The 22,862-nt window shown below is 70.9% G+C and carries 15 protein-coding genes and 1 pseudogene; 7 read left to right on the top strand and 9 right to left on the bottom strand.

Translation table 11 applies throughout. From position 1 onward, the window contains the following. Positions 1 to 48: 48 nt before the first annotated feature. A complete protein-coding gene (locus tag WME76_RS47470; RefSeq protein ID WP_437962828.1) occupies positions 49 to 561 on the bottom strand; it encodes a DUF1993 domain-containing protein in 513 nt (170 codons plus the stop codon). A 231-nt stretch (positions 562 to 792) separates the two neighbouring features. On the opposite strand from WME76_RS47470, the gene WME76_RS47465 reads away from it, so the two are divergent. Beyond that, positions 793 to 1,386, top strand: coding sequence for a Uma2 family endonuclease (locus tag WME76_RS47465; protein ID WP_437962827.1), 594 nt, complete (start codon positions 793 to 795; stop codon positions 1,384 to 1,386). Positions 1,387 to 1,452: 66 nt separating this feature from the next. Here WME76_RS47465 and WME76_RS47460 read toward each other — a convergent pair whose 3' ends face one another. Continuing rightward, the gene (locus WME76_RS47460; protein ID WP_437962826.1) at positions 1,453 to 4,548 is read right to left on the bottom strand and encodes a PEP/pyruvate-binding domain-containing protein; all 3,096 of its coding nucleotides are present in this window, start codon (positions 4,546 to 4,548) and stop codon (positions 1,453 to 1,455) included. A 200-nt stretch (positions 4,549 to 4,748) separates the two neighbouring features. On the opposite strand from WME76_RS47460, the gene WME76_RS47455 reads away from it, so the two are divergent. From WME76_RS47455 to WME76_RS47445, 3 genes are all read left to right on the top strand, one after another. Continuing rightward, the gene (locus WME76_RS47455; RefSeq protein ID WP_437962825.1) at positions 4,749 to 5,726 is read left to right on the top strand and encodes a YegS/Rv2252/BmrU family lipid kinase; all 978 of its coding nucleotides are present in this window, start codon (positions 4,749 to 4,751) and stop codon (positions 5,724 to 5,726) included. A gap of 49 nt (positions 5,727 to 5,775) precedes the next feature. Further along, entirely contained in the window at positions 5,776 to 6,969 is a 1,194-nt protein-coding gene (locus WME76_RS47450; RefSeq protein WP_437962824.1) for a formimidoylglutamate deiminase, read from the top strand. 139 nt (positions 6,970 to 7,108) lie between these two features. Continuing rightward, positions 7,109 to 9,052 (top strand): sensor histidine kinase, encoded by a 1,944-nt coding sequence (locus WME76_RS47445; RefSeq protein ID WP_437962823.1) that lies wholly within the window; start codon positions 7,109 to 7,111, stop codon positions 9,050 to 9,052. Positions 9,053 to 9,075: 23 nt separating this feature from the next. On the opposite strand, the gene WME76_RS47440 is transcribed toward WME76_RS47445, so the two are convergent. From WME76_RS47440 to WME76_RS47420, 5 genes are all read right to left on the bottom strand, one after another. After that, entirely contained in the window at positions 9,076 to 10,548 is a 1,473-nt protein-coding gene (locus WME76_RS47440) for a DUF1552 domain-containing protein (protein WP_437962822.1), read from the bottom strand. A gap of 4 nt (positions 10,549 to 10,552) precedes the next feature. Further along, positions 10,553 to 12,304 (bottom strand): DUF1592 domain-containing protein, encoded by a 1,752-nt coding sequence (locus tag WME76_RS47435; RefSeq protein ID WP_437962821.1) that lies wholly within the window; start codon positions 12,302 to 12,304, stop codon positions 10,553 to 10,555. Between the two features lie 458 nt (positions 12,305 to 12,762). After that, the gene (locus WME76_RS47430) at positions 12,763 to 13,608 is read right to left on the bottom strand and encodes a hypothetical protein (RefSeq protein WP_437962820.1); all 846 of its coding nucleotides are present in this window, start codon (positions 13,606 to 13,608) and stop codon (positions 12,763 to 12,765) included. Continuing rightward, a complete protein-coding gene (locus WME76_RS47425; RefSeq protein ID WP_437962819.1) occupies positions 13,605 to 15,149 on the bottom strand; it encodes a DUF5924 family protein in 1,545 nt (514 codons plus the stop codon). The genes WME76_RS47430 and WME76_RS47425 overlap by 4 nt, the downstream gene beginning before the upstream one ends. Before the next feature lie 355 nt (positions 15,150 to 15,504). After that, positions 15,505 to 15,993, bottom strand: coding sequence for a hypothetical protein (locus tag WME76_RS47420; protein WP_437962818.1), 489 nt, complete (start codon positions 15,991 to 15,993; stop codon positions 15,505 to 15,507). 484 nt (positions 15,994 to 16,477) lie between these two features. Between WME76_RS47420 and WME76_RS47415 the strand changes: the two genes are divergently transcribed. The 3 genes and pseudogenes from WME76_RS47415 (at position 16,478) to WME76_RS47405 (ending at position 19,965) form a co-directional block, all read left to right on the top strand. After that, positions 16,478 to 18,136: a glycoside hydrolase family 43 protein gene (locus WME76_RS47415; RefSeq protein WP_437962817.1), complete on the top strand. Its 1,659-nt coding sequence runs from the start codon at positions 16,478 to 16,480 to the stop codon at positions 18,134 to 18,136. Positions 18,137 to 18,230: 94 nt separating this feature from the next. Continuing rightward, a pseudogene (locus WME76_RS47410) lies at positions 18,231 to 18,362 on the top strand (SDR family oxidoreductase); the annotation flags it as partial. Positions 18,363 to 18,591: 229 nt separating this feature from the next. Continuing rightward, positions 18,592 to 19,965 (top strand): alginate lyase family protein, encoded by a 1,374-nt coding sequence (locus tag WME76_RS47405; RefSeq protein ID WP_437962816.1) that lies wholly within the window; start codon positions 18,592 to 18,594, stop codon positions 19,963 to 19,965. 31 nt (positions 19,966 to 19,996) lie between these two features. Here WME76_RS47405 and WME76_RS47400 read toward each other — a convergent pair whose 3' ends face one another. Continuing rightward, the gene (locus WME76_RS47400; protein WP_437962815.1) at positions 19,997 to 21,583 is read right to left on the bottom strand and encodes a S28 family serine protease; all 1,587 of its coding nucleotides are present in this window, start codon (positions 21,581 to 21,583) and stop codon (positions 19,997 to 19,999) included. 232 nt (positions 21,584 to 21,815) lie between these two features. Further along, positions 21,816 to 22,829: an SMP-30/gluconolactonase/LRE family protein gene (locus WME76_RS47395; RefSeq protein ID WP_437962814.1), complete on the bottom strand. Its 1,014-nt coding sequence runs from the start codon at positions 22,827 to 22,829 to the stop codon at positions 21,816 to 21,818. Positions 22,830 to 22,862 lie beyond the last annotated feature (33 nt).

The following is a 22,862-nucleotide window of genomic DNA, read 5'->3' as shown; positions in this document are numbered from 1 at the left end:
CCCTGGCGGCGGATGCGCCGACGGGCCGCCTCGCCGGGACTGCCGCGCTCAGAGATCGCGGATCGCGATCGGCCCGATGTAGTCGATCTTCCCGACATCGATCCCGTTGTGCCGCAGGATCGAGTACGCCGTGGTGGCGTGGAAGTAGAAGTTGGGGAGCGCGAACTGAAACACGAAGTCCGGGGCCTTCATGCCCTTGCCCGGCATGAAGAAGAGCGGGATCATGCGGTCGCCCGCGCCCTGGAACTGCTCCGGCTTCAGCGCGTTCACCTGCTCGAGCGTCTCTCCGATCCGCGCGCGCAGCTCCGCGATCGTCTCGTCTCCCGTCTGAGGCGCCGGCGGCTCCGCGCCGACCAGGAGCGCGCTCAGCCGCAGGGGCCAGGAGATGACGTTCTGGATCTGACGCCTGAAGTTCCACTGGTCGGGCGCGAGGCGCGCCGTGAGCAGCACCTCGGGGTCGTACTTCTTCTGCTCGGCGTGGGCTCGCGCCTTGTCGAACCAGGTCGGCACCTGGCCGAGCATGCGGGCCATCTGGGGGAACGAGCTGTCGTAAAGGCTCATGATCTTCTCCTCGTCAGCGGTATACGCCAGCGGTGGCAGCCGGCGCTGCTGGTCGCCCCGCGGCCTCCGCGCGTCAACCCCGCGCGAACGCGCGCCACGCCCGCGCGCGCCGGCCCGCTCCACGGCGCGCGGCGGCGTCGAGCGCTCGATTGTTTTTACGCTCAACTATTTGAAATCGCTTAACAATTCGAAGGGTGGCGACCCTTCGCGCCGAGGCGCTATGCTCGACGCGTGCCCACCGCCGCACCGAAGCCAGGCCCAGCCACCGCCGCGGATCTCCTGGCGATCCCCGAGGACGAGCGCTCTCACGAGGTCGTGGACGGCGAGCTCGTGCAGAAGGCAGTGCCCTCGTTCGAGCACGGCGATGCGCAGTCCGCCATCGTCGCGCACGTCAAGGCCCCCTTCCAGCGGCGCCCCGGCGGCCGCTGGCCCGGTGGATGGTGGTTCGCCACCGAGGTCGAGGTCGAGCTCACGCCGGATCAGGTGTACCGGCCCGACGTCGTCGGCTGGCGTCGCGAGCGCTCGCCGGAGCGCCCCAGCGGGAGCCCTGTCCGGCTCCGGCCCGACTGGGTGTGCGAGGTGCTGTCCCCGGACGACGCGCGCAACGACACGGTCAAGAAGATGCGTGTCTATCAGCGCTGTCAGCTCCCACACTACTGGATCGTCGATCCCAGGGAGGAGACGCTCACCGTGTACCGGTGGACCCCGGAGGGATATCTGGTGGCGCTCCGCGCGGAGCGGGGCGAGCGTGTCAGGGCCGAGCCCTTCGACGCCATCGAGCTTCAGGTCGGCGTGCTGTTCGGGGACGAGCGAGAGGACGAGTGACCGGCCACGCGGAGCCCCGGCCGGCGGCGCGGCCCGCCGGGGCTCCGCGGATCGCCCGCGAGGCGCTCACTCGATCGGGTGGAAGACGCCCTCCGGGTCCATGGTCCACATCTGCGGCGGCTCCCCGGGGATATCCGACGTCCGGATGTAGATGAACCGGATGCCCTTCTCCTCCAGCTCGGCGAGGAGCGCGGGGTCGACGCCGGGCTCGAGGCGGGGCTCGAAGATGAAGTCCTCCGAGAAGTTGTGGTGCGCCGGGCGGTAGGTCTGCGCGTGATAGCCCCTCAGCACGATCGGGCTGCTCGTCAGCCCCTCGATGCGCGTCTCCACCCACTTGTGCAGAGGCGCCGTGTACCCCGCCGTGGGGCCCGACGGGTACGGCGGCCAGTAGAACGACGTCTGCACAACGACGCCGCCGGACTCCGGCGAGAGCGAGCGCTCCTGGAGCAACGAGCCCTCCGCGGGATCACCCTCCGCAGGGCAGTCGCCGAGCCGCACCGCCTCCGACGACACGGGGACCGGCGTGCCCTCCCAGTCGAGCGTCGGCGCGGGCGTCGCGTACTCGGCGCCGAGCGTCAGCCCGAAATCGCGCAGCGCGACAAGCGGGCCGAGCGACGGCGGCAGCAGATCGGGCACGCTCTCGGCGGCGAGCGCATAGGTGGTCGCCGCAGCCCCTTCGCCGTCCACGAAGGCGTCGGTGGCCCTCCCGTCGGCGTACGTGTGCGCCGCGCCCGGCCACGCCGCGGGGCTGCCCGTCAACGTCGCCACCGCGCCGCCGGAGACGTAGTCGAGGGTCGCGTCCGCGAACAGCGTGCTGCCGAGGGCCGCCGGCGTGAGGAACGCGCTCTTCGTCGAGAGGCGCGCGCGCACCTTGAGCCGGTGGTTCGCGAACACGTCGCCGAACTCGCCCTGGAACGTGCAGACCTCCCGCGGGTCGTCGAGCAGGTAGGGCGTGAGGCTCGGCGTCGTGTCCGGCAGCGAGACCTCGCGCACCTGCTTCACCACGAGCTCACCGGGCTTCATCTTCTTGTACTCGTAATCGAGCAGGTACGACGTCTTGCCCGGGTGCGCCTCGACGAACCGCTGCTGGACGCGGCCCAGCAGGCCGGCGAGCGCGCGATAATCGCTCTCCCACTCCATCACGTGACCGCCGAGCGGCACGAGCGTCGAGCCGGAGCGGAGGTCGAGGTAGGTCTCGCCGCCAAAGCTGCTGATGTTCACGACCTCCGGCAGCGCGCCCCCTTCCGGGTTGGTGACGGAGGTCGCCCCGAGCTGCGTCACGAGCTTGATCTCGTCCGTGCCCGGCTCGCCGGGCGCGGTCCCGGCGCCGTGCGAGAGCGTGGCGACGCCGTTCGCCATCTCGTTCTCGTCAGGATAGGAGTAGTGGACGAGCACGCCCATCCCGACCTCGTCCTCGTTCACGCCGTAGAGCAGCCGGGCGAGGAACGCGTTGTCGTTGTAGAAGCTGGCGTACACCTTGCGGATCGCGCGGAACACGCCCCGCTCGCTCTCCTCGTCCGCGTCGCAGAGGCTCGGCCCCGCGTCGTCGGCGTCCTGGTCGTCGGCCAGGCAGCCGCTGTAGCTGTCGTAGAGGCCCGCGCCCGTGAAGACGGCGCTGTCCTCCACGTTCGTCGAGCTCCGGAACCGGATCTTCCTCGTCGGCGAGAAGCCCGCGATCGCCTCCTCGACCGCCTGCCGCTGACCCGCGGAGAAGGCGGTATCCTTGGTGATCCGGTCCCGGATCGCCGCGAGATCGGCCTTGAGCGCCGGCATGTCCGGCGGGTAGGTATGCCCGCCGAGGCGCTCCGCGATCTCGGCGCGCAGGGTGCCGCCGCCGGGCATCGTCTGGTCGAGGAAGTCGTCCCAGAGATCGAACGACAGCGCGACCGCGACGTCGGAGTTCTCCGGGATGGCGTCCCGCAGCAGGCCATAGTTCGCGGCCTTGCCGCCGAAGTGGACGATGTCCGCGGGGCCGAGAGCCTCGGTGGATCCGAAGTAGGCGCCCAGGGGCTGCTTGGGCTGGATCCCGAGATCGCCCGGCTGCTTCAGCGCGAGGAGCTGCTCCCGGTCCGCCGGGGCGATCTTCCCCTCGGCGCCGAGGAGCGCGGCGCGGCACACGACCCCCCACTCCAGCGAGGCCCGCAGCGCGACCTCCTCGCCGTCGAGCGCCTTGGCCGCCTCCGCGGCGGCCGGATCGCCGATGTACACGAACGGGATGCCGAACGAGGTCGCCAGGAGGGCGGTGTGCGCGTTCGGGGTCGAGGGAGACAGCGAGATGATGCCCGCCACATAAGGCACCTCCGCAGGGATGGAGTCGGTGAGGAGGATGTCCTCGGCCCGGAGATCGCCGCTCGCGTAGGCGGCGTCGATCATGTCCGGCGGCACGTAGCGGAGCCGGCCGACGGCCCAGCCGGTCGAGTAGCACTGATCGCCGTTCAGCCACCGCTCGACCGAGCTCACCGGGAACCCGCTCTGCTCGAAGAACGCGCTGTTCTCCGCGGCCGACGCGGCCTGCTCGTGGGTCGGGAAATAGAAGGGCTTCGTGCCGTCGGGCGCGACGATGCTGTCCCTCACGAGCTCGAGGACGACGCGCGCCATCTCGGGATCGTAGGCGTCCTGCCGGACGAGCTGGATGCCGTACTCCGGCTCGGTGCTCGCGAACGGGGAGATCAGCACCGCGCCGAGGATGGCTTTCTGTCCCTCCGCGTGCAGGGAGACCTGGTCGTACTCGTCCAGCTGCATGCCGAAGAACGGGTCGAGCCGCGCCGTCGCGAACTCGCCGTGGAACGGGAACTTGTTGCTGTCCTGGTAGTAGACCTTGGTGGGATCGTGCAACAGCACGGTGAACTTCACCCAGCCCGGCCCGTCGTACGCCGAGTAGGCGACGAACGGGTCGAAGGGGAAGTCGAGCTGGTTCTTCCAGTCCTCGGATGGGGTGATGTCGATCGGGTAGGTCTCGACGGGCCATTCAAAGCCGACGCCTCCTCCCTCGCCCCCGTCGCCCCCACCTTCGCCGCCCGTGCCGCCTGCGCCGCCCCCGCCGCCCGCGGCGCCGCTGCCCCCCGAGCCCCCCGATGAGCCGTCGCCGCACGCGGCGAGATTCCCTGCGCCGAGGAGCGCGAGCGCAAGGCAAGCCAGTCGACCGATTCGTTGAAACCTCATGGGCAACAGCGAGGTACAACTACCGTGCCAGCGTCTAGCCAAAAACCGCATCGCGTCCGGGGGCCGCGCGGCGGGGCGTCGATGTCGCGAGATTGGCGCATGCAGGCACAGCAGTGGTGGCGGGCGGGCGCGATGGCGATCCGGCGTCGGCGTCGATTTTTCTTGGGGTTTCAACCGGTTCGGCGTTCTAGGATACGGCGATGACGGAGCGAAGAGCGGCGCTGATCTTCAACCCTGCTGCCGGCCACGCAGGCGATGCCGTCGAGTCGCTCCCGGAGCGGCTCCAGCGCGATTTCGCGCTGAGCGTCTACGAGACGAGCGCGGATCGCAGCGCGGCCGCGTGCGCCGAGGCCGCCCGCCTGGAGGGCGTCCCCCTGGTGATCGCGGCGGGCGGCGACGGGACGATCTCGAGCGTGGCGTCGGCGCTCCTCGGCACGGACACGTGCCTGGGCATCCTGCCGCTCGGCACGGCGAACTCGATCGCGAATACCCTGGGCATCCCGGACGACCTGGAGGGTGCCATCGAGGTCCTCGTCCACGGGGAGCCGACGCGCATCGACGCCGCCCGCGCGAACGGGAGGACCATGATCTTGCTGTCAGCGGTCGGGCTGCACGCGGACACCGTGGGCGAGACGCCGCAGGACGCCAAGCAGCGCTGGGGCGTGCTCGCGTACATCAGCACCGGGCTGAAGAAGCTGATGAGCCTCGAGCCGTTCCAGGTCGACATCGAGACGGAGGATCAGCGGATCCACTGCCGGGCGGTCGCGGTGACGGTCGCGAACATGGCGCCCGCGCGCACGGTGCTGGCCCAGGGCCCGCCGGTGCTCTCCCCGGAGGACGGGCGGCTCGACCTCACCATCGTGTCGGCCACCACGCTGGTCGAGGCGGTCGCGACCGGCCTGCACCTCTTGCGCACCGCGCTCGACGGCGAGCCGGCGGAGCGCGACAACATCGGGTTCCTCGCCGCCCGGCGGCTCCGCATCACCACCGACCCGCCCCAGCACGTGCTCATCGACGGCGAGGAGGTCGGGACCACGCCGCTCGTGGTCGAGTGCCTGCCGCGCGCCCTGACGGTCATGGCGTCGAGCCGCGAGGTCGTCCCCGCCCCGCCCCCCTCCGCGGAGGTCGAGGTGAAGCTCGAAGGCCTGCCCGAGCTCGAGGTCGAGCCGAAGGCGTGACCCGGCCGCGCCTTTCTCCGACCTCCCCGGCGTGGTAGGGCGAGCGGCGATGAGGCTGACGGCGGGCGCCATCGAGCTGCCGGCGCTGGCGAGCGCCCATTCTCATGCATTCCAGCGCGGGATGCGCGGGGAGGCGCAGCGGCCGGGGCCGTCGGGGTCGGACGACTTCTGGTCGTGGCGGACTGCCATGTATGCGCTCGCCGAGTCGCTCACGCCGGAGTCCATTCACGCGATCTCGAAGGTGGCCTATCGCGAGCTCCGCGCCGCGGGCGTCCGCACGGTGGGCGAGTTCCATTATGTGCACCACCAGCCGGGCGGCGCGCCCTACGCGGACCGCACGGTCCTCGCGGACGCGGTGATCGAGGCGGCGCGCGCGGCGGGCCTCCGGATCGCGCTGCTCCGGGTCGTCTACGCGCGCGCGGGCGCGGGCCGGGAGCCCGAGGGGGCGCAGCGGCGGTTCTCGGACGCCTCGCTCGACGCGGCGCTCGCGGACGTCGAGGCGCTGCGGGCGCGCTACGCGGGCTGCGAGGACGTGCGCGTCGGCGTGGCGCCGCACAGCGTCCGCGCGGTGCCCCCGGCGTGGCTCGGCGAGGTCGCGCGGTACGCCGCGGAGCGCGGGCTCATGGTACACATGCACGTGGCCGAGCAGCCGGCCGAGATCGAGGCGTGCGTCGCCGAGACGGGCCGCCGCCCGGTGGAGCTCCTGGCCGAGCGCGGGGTCCTGAGCGAGCGCTTCGTCGCGGTGCACGCGACGCACCTCGCGCCGCACGAGCCGGCGCTCCTCGGCGCGGCGCGGGCGTTCGCGTGCCTGTGCCCCACGACCGAGCGCGACCTCGGCGACGGGCTGCCCGACGTGACGGCGCTGGCCGCGGCGGGCGTGCGGCTGTGCGTGGGCATCGACAGCCACGTGATCACCGATCCGTTCGAGGACCTGCGCGGCGTCGAGCTGGGCGAGCGGCTGCGGACCGGCAAGCGCGTGACGTTGCGGCCGGAGGGCGGCGGGGGAGAGAGCGGCGGAGGGCAAGGCGGCGCGACGCCGGCCGAGGCGCTGTGGGACATCGGCTCGCGGCTGGGGGCGGAGGCGTGCGGCTTCGCGGACGCGGGCGGCACCGTCTCGATCCGCCGCGACGCGCCGGCGCTCGCGCTCGTGCGGGAGGAGCGGCTGCTCGACGCGGTGGTGTACAGCGGGAGCCCGGCGATCGTGGACGACGGCGCCGCGCCCTCCGGCTCGCCCGCGCGTTGATCGAGGCGGCGCGGCGGTCCGTCGCGGGCCAGGGCGCCCCGACGCGCCCGGGCCGGGCGGGCGAGCGCGCAAGGCGCTCACGCGTCGCGGTGGCGTGGTTTGTGAGGTCCTGTTTCCCGGGCTGCATCGCGGTGGTGCCATGCAGGGGAAACGCAGGAGAGATTGGTGTGACTGGACGCCGCTGGCGGGGCTGCTGCCGCTCGGCTTCATCCTGCTCCTGAGCCTCCATGAGATCCGCGCCGTTCATCGCCAGAACATCGCGGCGACGCTGCAGGCGGTGCTCGCGACGACCCGCGAAGGGCTCTTGACCTGGACGCGGCAGACGAAGTCCACCGTGGGCTTCTGGGCGAACAGGCCGAACATACGGCGAGCGGTCGCCGCGCAGCTGGAGCATCGCGGCCGTGACGGGCCGCTCCGCGATTGCCCGCACCTGGAGGAGCTGCGGCGCGAGCTGAACGAGATCGTCCAGAAGAACGAATACCTCGGCTTCGACGTCATCGCGACGGATGGCATCCATATCGCCTCGGATCGCGGCGACTTCGTCGCCACCAGGATCCTGAGCGACCACGACCCGGACACCGTCGCCGCGGCCCTGCGCGGAGCCACCGTCCTCGGCGCGCCTTTCTCCATGCGATCTCCCGTCGACCGAGGCGTCCCCATGCTCCTCGTCGCGGCGCCGGTGCGCGCCGCCGCCCAGGGAGGCGAGGTCATCGCGGCGCTCGCCTTCCGCATCGATCCGGGGAAGGAGCTCACGGAGATCGCTCAGCGCGGGCAGGTCGGCGCGGCAGGGGAGACGTACGCCTTCGACGAGCGCGGCCGCATCGTCACGGAGATCAGGTTCGCCCAGTCCCTGCGCGACATGGGCCTGCTCGCGGCCGGCGAGCGCGCGAGCATGAACGTGGAGGTGCGCGATCCAGGGAGCGACGTGCCGTACGGCTCGCGGCGCTCCTTGCCTCGAGCGGAGCAGCCGCTCACGCGCATGGCGACAAGCGCCGTCGCGCGGAACGCCGGGGTCGATGTCGACGGCTACCGCGATTACCGCGGCGTGGAGGTCGTCGGTGCATGGCTGTGGGATCCGGATCTCCACCTCGGGCTCGCGACCGAGATCGACAAGGCCGACGCCTTCGGCGTGTACCACGCGACGCGCCGCGTGGTCCTCGCTGCCTTTGCCCTGGCGCTGTTCACCGCGCTCATCATGACGCTCCTCCTGCAGCAGCGCGCGAGGGACCTGGCCAGCGGCGTGTCGCGCGAGCAGGGGTTGCGCAGGGAGCTCGAGGACCGGATCCGCCGCCTCGAGCGCGCGGAGACGGATCTCAAGGACGCCATCCGGCTCCGCGAGGAGTTCCTGCGGTTCGCCTCGCACGAGCTGCGCACGCCGCTGACGAGCCTGCGGCTCCTGTACGAGCACATGGTGCGATCGCGATCTCAGTCCATGGTGCAGACGATGGGCGCGAGCGAGCTCGGCCGCTTCCTGAAGGTGTCGTCGCGCGAGCTCGCCCGGATCACGCAGGTCATCAACAACATGTTCGTCGTGGCGAGCTTCGCGACCGGCCCACCGGCGCTGAACCTGGAGAGGACAGAGCTCAACGAGCTCGTGCGCAAGACCGCCCGGCAGGTGACAGAGCAGCTCGAGGCCGACGGATGTTCCCTGGAGCTCCTGCTCGACCGGCCTGTGTTCGGCTACTGGGACCGAGCGCGCGTCGAGCAGGTCATCACGAACCTGCTGTCGAACGCGTCACGGCACGGGGCTGGACAGCCGATCACGCTGTCGGTCAGTCTGCAGGAGGGCTTCGTGGTGATCTCCGTGCGCGATCGCGGCGTCGGCATCCCGCCGGGGCAGCGGGAGAAGCTCTTCGAGCCCTTCCGATGGAAGCCGGACGCGCACGGCGGTCTCGGCGTCGGCCTCTACGTCTGCAAGATGATCGTCCGGGCGCACGGCGGCGAGATCCTTGTCGAGAGCGGGGCCGGCGAGGGCACGACGTTCCGCGTCCGGCTGCCGCTGCCCCCGGACCTCGGGGGAGGCGACGTCGCTCCGGCGTGCGAGCCCGGGGGAGGACGACCGAGCGCCCGTGAAACGGGATGAGCCGCGCCGACAGGAGCCGTGTCCTACGGCAGCTCCGCCAGGGGGCCCTTCCGGTACGCCGTGTCGTTCCCGAAGTGCGCGTCCTCCTGGCCGAAGGCGCGCAGGATCGACGTGTAGACGTTGTGCAAGGAGACGTCGGTCTCGTAGTCGGACTGCGTCGGGTCCGCGCTCGCGCGCTTGTTGTAGTTGACGTGCCGGCCGCCCGGCCACCTGCCGCCTGCCTTGCCGGCGAGCAGGACGGGGACGTCGCGGGGCGAGTGTCCCCCGCCGCACCCGAACTCGCTCGTGAAGAGCACGACGCTGTTGTCGAGCATCGTGCCGTCGCCCTCGGGGGTGCTCTTCAGCCCGTCGAGCAGGCGCGCGAACATCTCCATGCGCCAGGCGCGGTTCGCGAGGATGGTCGCGCGCCAGTCCTCTAGTTTGTCCGGCTCCGCGCCGCTCGGGCCGACGTCGAGGCCCGCGTGGCCCAGGCTGTGGCCGAGATCGGTGCTGTAGGGCTGAGGCAGCCAGGGCGTCAGGACGTCGGCGATCTGGAAGGTGGCGACGTGCGTGAGGCCGCAGCGCAGCGCGTGCAGGAGGATATCGACGAGGAGCGGAGCGGCCTCCTCGATCCCTCCCCCCGTGTAGGATCCGTATCCCTGGAACACGGGCGCGCCGCGGACGTCCGGCTTCGTGCACGCCGCCAGGTTGGCGACGCCGTCGAGCTTCTTCTCCAGGCTCCGGATGTGCTCGGCGTGCGCGTCGAGCAGGTGCCTGTCGGCCGCGCTCACGCGCCCCTTCAGCGCCGCGAGGTGCTCGCTCACGCCGTCGAGCACGCTCTTGCGCTGGGCGCGAATGCGGAGCTGCTCGGGCGTGGGCCCCGACGAGGACTCCGCGACATCCTTGAAGAGCCGGTCGAAGGCGCTCGTCGGGTCCTTCTCGGTGGACACCTGCTCCCCCGCCGCGTTGTACAGCGGCTCTCCGTAGTTGTGCCCGTCGATCATGAGATCGATCGACGAGAACGGCGTCGGGCTCTCGCTGGCGAGCCGCGCTGCGATCACCTGATCGATCGAGGGGCCGAGCGCCCTGGCGTCGTCGCCTCCCGAGGTCGTGTCGGCGCAGGTGAGCACGGTCGCGTTGGAGCAGCCGTGGTGACCGCCGTAGTCTCCCTGGACCAGCCCGGCGGCGTCGTCGACGCCGCGCAGCAGGGTGAGATCGCCCTTGAGGGCCTCGAGCGGGGCCATCTCCTCGCCGAGGACCTCGAGCGCCTGGCCCTCGTCGCCGGGAGCCCAGAGGTCGAGCAGGCTCCAGGCGCCCGGCTTCCACGGATCCCCCTTCGATCCCGAGTTGTGGCGCGACGTGATCGTGCCGCCGTGGCTGAAGAACACGATGAACCGCCTGGCCCTGCCGTCGGCGGCCCAGACGTCGCCGTGCGTCGCCTCGAGGAACGGAAGCGCGATGCACAGGCCGGTGGCGGTTCGGAGGAAATTCCTTCGGCTGAAAGCGGCGCGGCTCATGGGGTCACTCCTCGGGGTGGCGCAGGTGCAAGAAGGCGTCGCTCGTCGTGAGGGCGAGGATGAGGTCACGCAGGCTGCCGCCGCTCTCGGGCGCCGGCGTGGCCGCCTCGATCGACGCGAGATCCTGATCGACGGGGATGCGGCGGAGCGCCGTCCGGAAGAAATGCTTCGTGAGGCACGCGCGCGCCGCGGCGCTCGCCGCGAGGGCCGCCGACATCTCGACGGCGCCGTCGACCTCCACGCCTCCCGCGTCCGGACCGACCGCAGGGAGGCGCCCGCGCGCGTCGATGTCGAGCGTGTACGGGGCGGCCGCGTCCCCGCCGGTCTCCTGCGACTGCCACCGCCCGAGCGCGTCGTAGTGCTCGAACGCGAAGCCGATCGGGTTGATGGTCGCGTGGCAGCTCACGCAGTTGCCGCTCGACGTCTTGGCCTCGACGTCCTGGCGGATCGTCCGGTGGACCAGCTCGCCGTTCTCCTCGACGACTCCGCCCTTGACCGGGACGTCGCTCGCGTTGGGCGGCGGCGGGCCGAGGGGACGACAGAGCACCTCCTCCAGGATGTACGCGCCGCGGCGGATCGGCGATTTGACCTCGATGCTGCCGAACACGCTCAGGAAGGCGGCCCGGGTGAAGATCCCCGCGCGCTGGTCGCCGGGGAGCGAGACCCAGGCGAACGCGCCGTCGCCCGCGGGGCCCTCGACCCCGTAGAGCGCGGCGAGGGGCCCGTTCACGTACGCGTCCGTCGTCGTGAGCAGCGTCTCGAAGCGGCCGTCCCCCTCGAAGAGCACGCGCTCGGCGAGCGCCTCGATCTCGGTGCGCATGGCGGCGCGCAGCGCGGGTGAATCCTCGGGGTAGAGCTCGGGGCTCTTCGGCGCGTTCTCGAGCGATGCGTGCTTGTTCGTGCCGTCGAGCTCGAGCCAGTCGGCGAAGAAGCGCCTCGCCGTCGCCCGGGCGCGGTCGTCCGAGAGGAGCCGCTCCGCCTGCGCGCGCACGCCCTCCGCCGTGTCGAGCGCGCCGGACTCCGCGGCGTCGAGCAGCGCGTCGTCCGGCGTCGTGTTCCAGAGGAAATAGGACAGGCGCGCCGCCCGCTCCCAGCCCGTCAGCGGGCGAACGCCGGAGGCGAGCGCCTCGCCCCCGTCCCCGTCGCGGCCGAGCTCGACGAGGTAGTAGACGCCGGGCGACTGGATCATCGTCTTGAGCACGACGAGCAGGGCGTCCTCGAACGACTGCTCCTTTCGCGCCCGGGAATACTGGCCCTTGAGCATCGCGACCTCGGCCTCGTCGAGCGAATGCCGGAAGGCGCGACGCCCGAACGTACGCACGAAGTCGTCCACGCACACTTCGTCCTCAGGACCGCTCGTGTCGCACGGGAACACCGCTGTCCCCCACGAGGGGCGTCGGGCGACGATCGCCTCCGCCGCGGCGTTGAGCTTGTCCACGGCGAGCAGCGAGGTGACCTCTCCCGTGTCCGCGTCCAGGTCGAGATCGAGCGCCGGATCGCCGAACAGATCGCGCATCGAGCTCGTGAACTGCTCCGGCGTCATCCGGCGCATCCCCGCCGGAGCGACGTCGACAAGCCCGCCCTCGGCCGACGGCCCGTCGCCGTCGCTGTCGCCGGCGCGGCCGACGCAGCCCGCGGTCGCGCCGGACGCCGCGAGGACGAGCGCGCCGAGGAGCGCCGTCGCGCGTCGCCTCGACGCGGCGAAGAGCGCGCGTTCTTCGAGGGGTTTCACGCCGTTCGGCTCCGTCCGATCCATGGCTTCAGTCCTCTCGCGGTCACAGGAAGAGCAAGGAGGCCGCTACCGCCACCAGCGGATGATCATGGCTTCCGCCCTCGCGCCGTCGCGGGGAGATCAAGAAAGCCGCACCTCGCCAGCAGAGCAATGAAGCAAAGCAAAGCTTCGCTCCTTGTCAATCAGTTACATCTTGAGTGAGATGATCCATGAGCGCGACGCGATTATTCCGCGATCATTCCGCGATCATTCGCGTGAATTCCGCGTGTCGCGCTCATCGGGCCCGCCGAACACCGGTATCGAGGGGTCGTGGAGACGACGCTCGTTTCCATCGTGGATACGTAGTCGGCTCACCGGTGCGATACCAGCGCACAGGAGGCATGGGGCTCATGCATCCTGTGCATGTCGAGCTCGCGGCGACGCGGATCGAGCGTGCCGGGGTCGCCTCCTCGTCGGGGGAGGCGGCCCCGGAGGGGCGGCGCTCACCCCAGCGCGCCCACCGCGAGCTGCGCCGCCCTCAGCGCCGCCGCCACGACCGCGCCCACCTCCCACGAGCGCGCGAGCCACCACTGCACCTCGGCGCCGCTGCTCCACGGCGCGACCCACGCCGGCGGCTGCACCAGGTCGGCGACGGTGAGGACCCGCTCCCGCCGCTGCGCCTCGCGGTAGCCGCTGCCCCCGCCGCCGACGTGCTCCTCCGCGCGCACGTACGCGAACAGCCGCGCGCCCCGGCCCTCCGGGACGAGCGCCCCGGCCGCGGCGAGCGCCTCGGGCGCCGCGGGCAGCTCGACCTCGGCGCCGCCCTGCTTCACGCGGAGCGCGCCGCCGCCGGCGCGCTCGACCCGCGCGCGCACCCAGCCGTCGGGGCGCTCGCCGCGGAGCAGCGCGCGGAGCGGCGTCGGCGCGGGGCTCGGCCCCAGGCGGGGCGCGCGCTGGCCGCGGAACACGCGCGCGGCGAGGAGCCACAGCACGATCGGGAACAGCGACAGGAGCAGGTTCAGATCGAGCGCGCTCATCACGCCCGCCGTCCCGTCGAGCACCGGGAACGCGAGCACGCCCGAGGCGGCGAAGGCGCCGACGGCGATGGTCGCGCCGAAGCCGCCGACCACGCCGAAGGCGACGTTGCCGACCGCGATGACGCCGACGGCGACGTTGCCGATCGCGATGAACCCGCGCGCGACGTTGCCGATCGCGATGAAGCCCGTGACGACGTTGCCGAACACGAGGAACCCGTTCGCCATGTTGCCGGCGTCGACCCAGCGCGCGCGCTCGACGTCGCGCGCGTGCGCCGGCGCATCGCCCCGAAGCGCTCCTCGCGATCGGCTCATTCCGTCACCTCGAACGCGGTGCGGCCGACGAGCTGGCCGTCCTGGGTCTCGACGTCCACCGTCCAGTGCCCGGCCAGCTTGCGCGGCAGGCTCCCGCCCACGAGCTGCGACTTGAGCCGCACCGCGCCCTCCGGGCCCGGCACCCGCAGCGTCTCCTCCGGCGCGCGGAGCACCTCGCGCCCCTCGTGCCGCCAGACGTGGAGCAGGCGGTCGCCGTCGCCGCCCGGCACCACCACGTCGGTGACGGCTCGGAGCTCCCGGATGACAGAGAAGTGCAGCGATTTCACGGACATGGCGAGGCGGCCGTCCGGGAGTATAGAAGGGCCGACGGCCGCGGACGAAAGGTGCATCGGCACCGGGGGGATGAGCTCCCGCGTCCCGTAGGCGAGGCCGACGCCGGCGGCGGCCGCCACGACGAGGAACACCACGCCCAGGCGGCTCCAGAGGGCGCCGAACGGCAGGTGCAGCGTGCAGAAGCCGAGCACGGACACGAGGGCGGCGGAGAGCAGCGTGTAGAGCGTCCGGGTGTTGGGGAGCAGCGCGGGGATGACGAGGTTCAGGCACGCGAACAGCGTCACCCCGTAGAACACCGAGGCGAGCGTCTTCCAGCGCATGAGCACGCGGTCGAAGACGAGGTCGAGCGTCGAGAGCACGGCGCAGGCGCCGAGGAGGAGGACGAACCAGCGGTTCGGGGCGTCGAGGCTGGCGCTCTTCCAGTAGAACGGGAGGAGGAAGAAGAGCATGCCCTGATAGAGGTTCTTCAGGACATACGTCATCACGAGGAAGCGCAGCCGGGCGCCGCGCCACGCGGTCGCGAAGTCCTGGCGGGCGCCGGTGCCGAAGAGCCGGAAGAAGAGGAGCACGAGCAGCCAGGCGACGCTGACCGAGATCGCGAGGAAGCGGGCGTGCTGGAACCCCTTCTGCGCGAAGGTCACGACGAAGGCGCCGAGGCTGAGCGCATAGGCGGTGTGCAGCCACCAGAGCTTCTTGTGGTGGCGCTTGAAGAAGGCGCGGGCGGCCGACTTGACGTCCTGCGGCCGGCCCTCCGCCTCCGCCGCCTCGGCGTCCAGCTCGACGAAGGACGCCTTCGGCTCGGCCTTGACGGTCGGCGCGTCGTCTTCCTCGGCGGGGCGCGCCTGCCGCGCGGGCATCTTGAGCGTGCGGTCCTCGGGCTCCGCGCCCCTCGCCTGCCGCGCGGGCATCTTGAGCGTGCGGTCCTCGGGCTCCGCGCCCGCGGCGCCGGCCCTCGGCGGCATGCGCAGGGTGACGTCGTCGATGGCGCCGCGCTCCCGGTCGCCGGGCGCCGCGGCGCCTCCGTGCGGCGCGCCGGCGGCGCGGGGCGGGGCAGCGCCCGGCGCGGGGCCGGGCTCGTCGCTCGGCATGTACACGATGGTCGGCGCCTCCCCGAAGGCGTCGGGCACGCGCGCCTTCTGCTGGACGGCGGTCGGGGCGCTGGAGGAAGGCGGCGACGGCCGCGAGGGCGCGTTCGCGTGGGCCTCGGGGGCGGAGGCGTCAGGGGAGCGCGGCGCGGGCTGTTTCATGTCCGGGGCGCAGCGTACCCGACCGGCGGCCCGCCTTCGAGCGGCGGGCGACGGGGGGGGCGGGCGGCCGCGGCGTCCCGCAGCCCGGCCTCGCCCGGGCGCCCGTCTCCACAGGGCCGGCCCGCAGCGGAGATGCCGGCTCGACGGCCGGGACCTCGCCGCCGCTGCTGCTCACGCGCAGTCCAGCAAACGCCTGTTCGTCGGCGACGAAATTATCGACAGGTCGGAGCGGCTTTGCGCGGGCTCATCCCCTGAACGCTCGACGTGAATCGACCCGAGGGGTAGGCGAGGGGCTGGTAAGAAGAGCGCGCGCCTCGCGCGAGGAGCGGAGAAGGCGAGAGCAGGGCGCGGCGCCTCAGAAGGCGGCGTCGCGGAGCTTCGCCTTGTACTCCGCCTTGTACAGATCATGGCAGGCCTTGCAGCTCGCCTTGGCGCCGTCGATATCGCCCTTCTTGGCCTTCTCCGCGCCTTCCTTCGAGATCGCGACCCACTTCGGCATCCCGGGCGGCGGCTTCGACGCCACATAGTCCAGCGCCGACGCGATCTTCGCGCCGTCGCCGCTCGTGGTCGCCGACTGCATCACCGTCTTCATCCAGCCCTGCATCGGACAGGCCTTCTGTCCTTTTGCGCCGCAGCCGAAATCCTTCCCCTCGGCGACCGATGCGGGGACGTCCGCCGCCCCGCCCGCGGCCCGCGCTGCGCCCGCAAAGCCGCCGGCAAAGCCAATGCTGACGCTCACGATCATGGCCCCCATCAGCTTCATGCTTATCGACATCTGGCGTCTCCTGATCCGGTGAAGGGCAAGCTCAACACCCCAGTGCAGATCAGAAATGTGATCGTTCACATCCGCGGCGTCAATCCAAATCGGCCGATGATGGGGCGAGCTCTTGGCCGGAGCGCGCGCTCGAGTCGCCGCGCACGAGAGGCGATACCCAGGGCGCCGGCCGCCTGCGGCATCGAGCGCCAGCCGTCCGCGCGCAGATCGGCATCGAGCGCATCGAGCCTGCGATCACCGCGGTCTGGCGCCTGCCCCCCCCGTGACGCGGCGCTCCGGAGGAGCCCGCCAGTGTTGTCCTCCCTACCGGGCTCGAGGATCCCGCTCGGGCCGGTCGATTGGGTTTGACACCAGGAATGTGATCGTTCACATTTCGAAAGGGGTATACTTGTTTTTTTGCCCTGGGGGGGCGTCCTGCGTGCCTTTGCGCGGGCCATCCTCTCATCTGACGGCGCCCCCGTCGAGTCAGCACCAGGGGTGCGGGGCGCCAGCAATTCCGCTCGCGAGAGGATTCAACGTGCGCCTTAACACAACGTGGTACCGAGCAAGAAGAATGACCCTGTCGGCGATGGCGCTGGGCATCGTCGCCGCGATTCCCTCCCCCGCTCGGGCGGACAACCCGATCGTGCAGACCTTCTACACGGCCGACCCCGCTCCCATGGTGCACGAAGGCGTGTTGTACCTCTACACGTCACACGATGAGGACGTGTCGGTGAACAACTTCTACACCATGAACGACTGGAGGCTGTACTCCACGACGGACATGGTCAACTGGAGGGACCACGGCGCGGTCGCGAGCTACAGGACCTTCAGGTGGGGAACCGGCGACGCGTGGGCCCCGCAGGGGATCGCCAGGAACGGCAAGTACTATCTCTACGTGCCGCTGAACAACGCCACCGGCGCGAGGATCGGCGTCGGCGTATCGGACAACGTGGCGGGCCCGTTCATGGACCCGCTGGGAAAGGAGCTGGCCGCGACCGGATCCGGCAACATCGACCCGACGGTGTTCGTCGACGACGACGGACAGGCCTACATGTACTGGGGGAACGCCACCCTCCGGTACGTGAAGCTGAACTCGGACATGATCAGCACCTCGGGGAGCATCACCACCGTGCCGTTGAGCGGCTTCACCGAGGGGCCGTGGATCTACAAGCGCGGGTCGCTGTACTACCTCGTCTACGCCGCCATCTCCGGGAGCGAGAAGATCAGCTACGCGACCAGCAACAGCCCGACCGGGCCCTGGACCGTCCGCGGCGACATCATGGGCGCTGGCCGGACCTTCACCAACCACGCCGGCATCGTCGACTACAAGGGTCACTCGTACTTCTTCTATCACAACAGCGCATTGCCGGGCGGCGGTGACTTCAAGCGCTCGGTCTGCGTGGAGGAGTTCACGTACGGGGCCGACGGCAGCATTCCGAATATCTCGATGACGATGCAGGGACCGTCCGCCGTCGACACGCTGGATCCGTTCAGGCAAGTCGAGGCCGAGACCATCGCCTTCTCGTCCGGGCTCAAGACCGAGGTGTGCACCGACACCGGCGCCGGCATGAACGTCACGTCCATCGGCAATGGCGATTATATCAAGGTGAAGAACGTCGAGTTCCTGGACGGCGTGACCTCCTTCGAGGCTCGGGTATCGTCTGCAGCCAGCAACGCGAAGATCGAGCTCCACCTCGACAGTGAGAACGGCACGCTGCTCGGGACGTGTGACGTCTCGGGCGCGTCGTCCTGGACCACCAAGACCTGCGCGGTCAGCGGGGGCAGCGGGAAACACGACCTGTTCCTGAAGTTCGTCGGTGACGGCGGCGACCTCTTCAAGTTCAACTGGTGGCGGTTCACCGGGCCCACCATGCCGGGTGACGGGGGCGACGGTGGCGGCGGAGGCGGTGTCGGCGGCAGCGCCAGCGCCGGGGGTACGACCTCGGGCAGCGGAGGCAGCGGCGTGACGACCGGCACCGTCGGCTCGGGCAGCGGCGGCAGCGCCGACCCCTCCGGTGGCCCAGGCAGCGGTGGTGGCCCCGGCGCTGGCGGTCACGCGGACAGCACGCAAGCTGCCGGTGGGAACGGCGCGACAGGCGACGATTCTGGCGGCTCGTGCGCTTGCCGGACGGGCGCGAGCACCGGGAACGGCGGGCTCGCCGCCGCTCTCGGGCTGGCCGCTTCTGCGCTCGTTCTTGGGCGTCGGCGCCGGTCCGGCGCCCAGCGATAGGGCTTCTTTCTCCCACGCGCTCGAGCGCGGGTATCACACCTTCAGGCGCGGAGGGCTCGACGCCGTCCGCGCCTGAAGGCGTGCTCGGGTTGTCCAGCAGGTGCCGCTCGGGCGCCTCGGCACCACCGACGACATCGCGGAGGTCGTCTCGCTCCTCGCGTCGGATCGCGGGAGGTGGCTGACCGGCGGGAACTATCGAGTCGACGGCGGGATGACAGCGCGCTGACGGTCAGGCCTTCATCGGGCTGCCGACCTCGTCGGCCGCGCTCCGGCCCTCACGTGTGTAGGTGAGGAGGCGCGCTTGTGCTTGCGAAGGCGCCCGCGTAGTCCACGCGAGCACGACGCGCTGCGGACGCGAAAACTTTATGCTGTAAGCGCAGTGAAGAAGCATGAAGGGCGTGTGATCGTCTGGCGTCGAGTCGAGCTGCCCGTATACTCACTTCATGCGTTACACTATGATTCCTTTACTTGCCGTCTTCGCTGCTTCCAGCGCCTGCCTGGCCCCCACGGAGACCGCGTCGGAAGGCGCCTGCGAGGGGGAGGAGTGTGGGAGCTCGCTCGACAGGGCTGCTGAGTCGGCGCCGGACGGCGACTCGGCGGTCGAGCGCGGCGACGGTGACACAGGCGTCGCGACGGCGGACTCCGGCGGCGCTCCGGCCTTCAGGCACCCCGGCGTCCTCGTGTCGCGCGGTCAGCTCGACTTCGTGAAGGCCAAGATCGCTGCTGGACAGCAGCCGTGGAAGGGCGACTTCGACAAGGCCAAGGCCACCAGGTACGGGCGGCTCCCGTACACGCCGCAGCCGGTCGAGGTGATGAAGTGCGGCAACGGCTCGAACCCGCTCGATCAGGGCTGCACCGCGTCGCGAGACGACGCCGTCGCGGCGTACACGCAAGCCTTGATCTGGTATTACACCGGGAACCAGGCGTACGCCGACAGCGCCATCTCCATCCTGAACGCCTGGTCGTCGACCTTGAGGGAGATCGTCTTCGATCCGGCCAAGGTGCGCACCGATCCCGGTCAGAACAACGGCCCGCTGCAGGCCGCCTGGCTCGCGGAGCTGTTCCCGCGCTCGGCCGAGATCCTCCGCCACGCCGGCGCTGGATGGCGGGAGAGCGAGGCCGCGCGGTTCGGGAGCATGCTCACCGACGTCCTCGTCCCCAAGATCCGCGATGGATGGGGCTACCAGGCGAACTGGAACCTGTCGATGGCGGACGGGATGATCAACATCGGTATTTACAATGACGACCGCGCGCTGTTCGATCGCGGCGTCGCCATGTGGCGCGAGCGCGTGCCCTACAACGTCTACCTGGCGAGCGACGGCCGGCTGCCGAGGCGCCCGCCGGGGTACAGCACCGACGCCAAGCTGCTGGAGCTCTGGTACGGCCAGTCGGACTTCACGGGGCGATCTGGCCATACGCAGGAGACGTGCCGCGATCTGCCACACACGCAGATGGGGCTCGCCTCGACCGTCTACGCGGCAGAGACGGCGGGGCTCCAGGGCGTCGATCTCTACGGAGAGCAAGAGGAGCGGATCAAGGCGTCCTTCGAGTACGTGGCGAAGCTCCTGAACCGGTCTCCGTCGACGACCGACATCAAGCTGCAGGTAGAGGCCTCGTTGTGCGGCGGCGAGCTGAAGGTCAAGGACGTCCCGGTCTGGGAGACCGTCTACAATCACTACGTTCGACGCGAGGGCCAGACGATGCCCGAGAGCCGCAAGGTGCGCGACCGCATCCGGCAGCAGTCCGGCAATTTCAGGGACGTGACCAACGTGCAGATCACGTGGGAGGCGCTGACCCACGGCGACACCGGCAGCGCGGGATACCCGTAGCCCACGAGGACCCCGGCCGCCGCGGCTGCGCTCAGGGCCGCATGAACCACCGATGGCCGCGGAGCAGCATGCGGGGCCCACGCGCGCGGTCTTCGTGGATCGGCGAGACGCCCGCCCACGACGCGAGCGCGCCGAGGGCGATGTCGCGCTCGGACGGCGAGAGATCGGCCAGGCGGGAGAGGTGGTTTCCACCCGGCACGACGAAGCGGTGCGAGTCCCGGGCCTCCGCCACGTCGAAGGCGGCGGCCGTGTACGGGTCGTTCTCACCGTAAAGGAACATCAGCCGCTCTCCCTCGGCGCTGAGCCAGGCGGAGATGTCCTGCATCGCCCCGGGATCGAAGACCGGAGTCTTGCCGGGTCCAGGGATGATGAACGACGTTGCCGTGTCGGCGTCGGGGTACACGAGGAGATCGGCGAGGTGATCCGTCGCGATCGCCGGATAGCCGAGCTGCACCGCAGCTTGCCAGTAGTAGGGCTCGTACACGAGCAGCGAAGAGTCGCTGTAGAACGAGGGTTGGCTCACCTGGTCGAGGAAGGCCCAGACGTCCTCGTCGTCCGACGCCGCGGTCGGGACGGCGTCGCAGAAGGACGCGTCCAGGTACTGCCAGAAGGCAAAGGCGGAGTCGACCACCGCGGTCTCCAGGACCCTCTCGACGCCGAGCAGGTCGTAGGAGAAGCCCTCTGTCTCGGCGTCGGCCTCCATGCGCGCCAGCATCGCCGGGCGCCTCAGCAGCACCTCGCGCTGGAAGTCCCGGAGCGCGCCCTGGCAGGCCGCATCGCCGCGCTCGGCCAGGAACTCGAGGTAGCGCGGGTCGGGGTTGCCCATGCTGTGCGGCGCCACGTAAGCCACGGTGCCGTCCACGTCGTCGGGATAGAAGCGACGATGGTAGACCGAGGCCATCCCGCCCTTGCTCCCGCCGGTGGAGATCCACTTGCCCTCGTAGAAGGGCCGCAACGACGCGATGACGTGGTGAACGTCCGCGGCCGCTTGCTCGATGGTGAGCTGCGACCAGTCCGCAGGCTCCGGGCGGGAAGGCGTGAAGAAGCGGTGCTCGACGCGGATCTGGTTGCCGGCGAGCAGCTCGGTGGGCTCCTCGAGCCACTGGTACTCCGGCCAGATGTCGTAGCCTTCGGTCGCGATCACCACGGGCGCGGCGGGGTCCCGGTGGTGGAGCACGAGGCGCTGGCGAAACCGCGCGCCGTCCGGATCGTCGTGATCCGCGGGCTGATCGATCTCCATGACGAAGTAGCGGTAGCCCGGAAGCTCCGATTCCAGCTCCTCGACCGTGAGCCCCTCGACGGTCTCGAGCTGCTCGAGGATGTCGTCCGAGCCGTGGGGGTCGGCGCCGCCCGCGCCGCCGCCGCCCTCGGCCTGGGGGTCGGCGCCGCCCGCGCCGCCGCCGCCCTCGGCCTGGGGGCCTGCGCCGCCCGCGCCGCCGCCGCCCTCGGCCTGGGGGTCGGCGCCGCCCGCGCCGCCGCCGCCCTCGGCCTGGGGGCCTGCGCCGCCCGCGCCGCCGCCGCCCTCGGCCTGGGGGTCCACGCCGGGGTCATCTCCGCAGGCTACGAGCGATAAAGTGGCCGAGGTGAAGGCGAGCAAGATCAGGTATCGGGTACACATGACGGCGGAGCCTACATGAACGAGGCGCTCGTCCGGAGGAGCGCCGCCGTCGGGAAGCTGCCTTTCACGACCTGGTCGCGCCGTCAGCGCTGCGCCGGCTCGCTCTGCGTGCGCCGGCGTCAGCGCGTCGAGCAGGGGCTCGGGTCGGTGCGGTCGGCATCATGGTCCAGGCGCCGCCTGGGCTGCCGCATCCCATGCAGTGGGGCGATCCGCTGATGGGACCGAGAGCGAGCTACTCCACGGTGAGGAACGCGACGCTGCTGGCCAGGTCGGGGATGCAGAGGACGCGGCGCTCCGGATCGAAGCCGATGTCCGCGGTCGAGCCGAGGGCGTGATCCGCGGCCAGGTCGTACGCGAGCGCCCAGGCGCCGTCGGCCTCGACCCGGTAGATCTTGCTCGAGGTCCACTCGGACACCCAGAAGGCGTCTCCGTCCTTCTCGACGCCGTCGAACTTGCCAGCGATGTCGCCGATGCGCGCGACGGCCGTGCCCTCGATGTCGATGGAGAGGACCGACCCGAGCTCGCCCTCCGCGCTGAGCTCTCCGGTGCCCACCATGATGAGCGATCCGCCGTCGACGAGGAGGCCGTTCGGGCCGGCGACCTCCTCGAACTCGAGGAAGACCTCGGCGCTCTCGGGGTCGCCGGCGTCGAACCGATAGACGACCTGCGCGAGCGAGTCGGAGGCGTAGACCTGACCCGTGGCCTCGTCGACGGCGACGTCGTTGACGAACTGGCCCCCTTCCATCGGGTACTCGGTGGCGGTGGCGTCCGAGAGGGAGATGCCGACGACCTTGTCGACGTCGGCCACGTAGAGGACACCGTCGAAGACCCGGATCCCCTTCGGATCGACGAGCCCTTCGAACCACGTCGCGTCGAGGACCATCCCCTCCTCGTCGAGCCGGCTGATCCAGCCCGCCTCGCCGTCTCCCCCGATGTTCGACACGTACCAGACCCGGTCCTCCGGATCCCAGAAGCAGCTCTCCGGTGTGGAGAACCCGTCCACCTGCCGGAAGCCGTAGGCCGGTCCGCCGCCGGCGCCGCCGGCGCCGCCGGCGCCGCCCTCGCCGCCCGTGCCCGCGGAGGTGGTGGCCGCCTCGCCGCCCTCACCGCCCGCGCCCGAGGACGTGGTCGCCCCGCTCGAGGTCGTGCCGGTTCCGGGATCGCCGGCGTCGTCGTCCCCGCACGCGCCGAGCAGCGAGGTGATGCAGAGGGTGGCCAGCGCGAGGTGATGTCGATGCAAGTTCATGATTTCCCTTACCTTTGTCGCCCCTTCACAGCC

This window comes from Sorangium sp. So ce119 (assembly GCF_051524405.1).
Taxonomy (GTDB): Bacteria; Myxococcota_A; Polyangia; order Polyangiales; family Polyangiaceae; genus Sorangium; species Sorangium cellulosum_G.
Note: the sequence above shows the minus strand (reverse complement) of the source record. Positions and strands in the feature narration are given on the sequence as shown.

Bases quoted from the DNA above. Each gene is read 5' to 3' on its own strand.
- WME76_RS47395 (WP_437962814.1), bottom strand. From the start codon at position 22,829: ATGAACTTGCATCGACATCACCTCGCGCTGGCCACCCTCTGCATCACC.
- WME76_RS47430 (WP_437962820.1), bottom strand. From the start codon at position 13,608: ATGAGCCGATCGCGAGGAGCGCTTCGGGGCGATGCGCCGGCGCACGCG.
- WME76_RS47400 (WP_437962815.1), bottom strand. From the start codon at position 21,583: ATGTGTACCCGATACCTGATCTTGCTCGCCTTCACCTCGGCCACTTTA.
- WME76_RS47405 (WP_437962816.1), top strand. From the start codon at position 18,592: ATGATTCCTTTACTTGCCGTCTTCGCTGCTTCCAGCGCCTGCCTGGCC.
- WME76_RS47435 (WP_437962821.1), bottom strand. From the start codon at position 12,304: ATGGATCGGACGGAGCCGAACGGCGTGAAACCCCTCGAAGAACGCGCG.
- WME76_RS47445 (WP_437962823.1), top strand. From the start codon at position 7,109: ATGCAGGGGAAACGCAGGAGAGATTGGTGTGACTGGACGCCGCTGGCG.
- WME76_RS47450 (WP_437962824.1), top strand. From the start codon at position 5,776: ATGAGGCTGACGGCGGGCGCCATCGAGCTGCCGGCGCTGGCGAGCGCC.
- WME76_RS47425 (WP_437962819.1), bottom strand. From the start codon at position 15,149: ATGAAACAGCCCGCGCCGCGCTCCCCTGACGCCTCCGCCCCCGAGGCC.
- WME76_RS47455 (WP_437962825.1), top strand. From the start codon at position 4,749: ATGACGGAGCGAAGAGCGGCGCTGATCTTCAACCCTGCTGCCGGCCAC.
- WME76_RS47470 (WP_437962828.1), bottom strand. From the start codon at position 561: ATGAGCCTTTACGACAGCTCGTTCCCCCAGATGGCCCGCATGCTCGGC.
- WME76_RS47415 (WP_437962817.1), top strand. From the start codon at position 16,478: ATGACCCTGTCGGCGATGGCGCTGGGCATCGTCGCCGCGATTCCCTCC.
- WME76_RS47440 (WP_437962822.1), bottom strand. From the start codon at position 10,548: ATGAGCCGCGCCGCTTTCAGCCGAAGGAATTTCCTCCGAACCGCCACC.
- WME76_RS47460 (WP_437962826.1), bottom strand. From the start codon at position 4,548: ATGAGGTTTCAACGAATCGGTCGACTGGCTTGCCTTGCGCTCGCGCTC.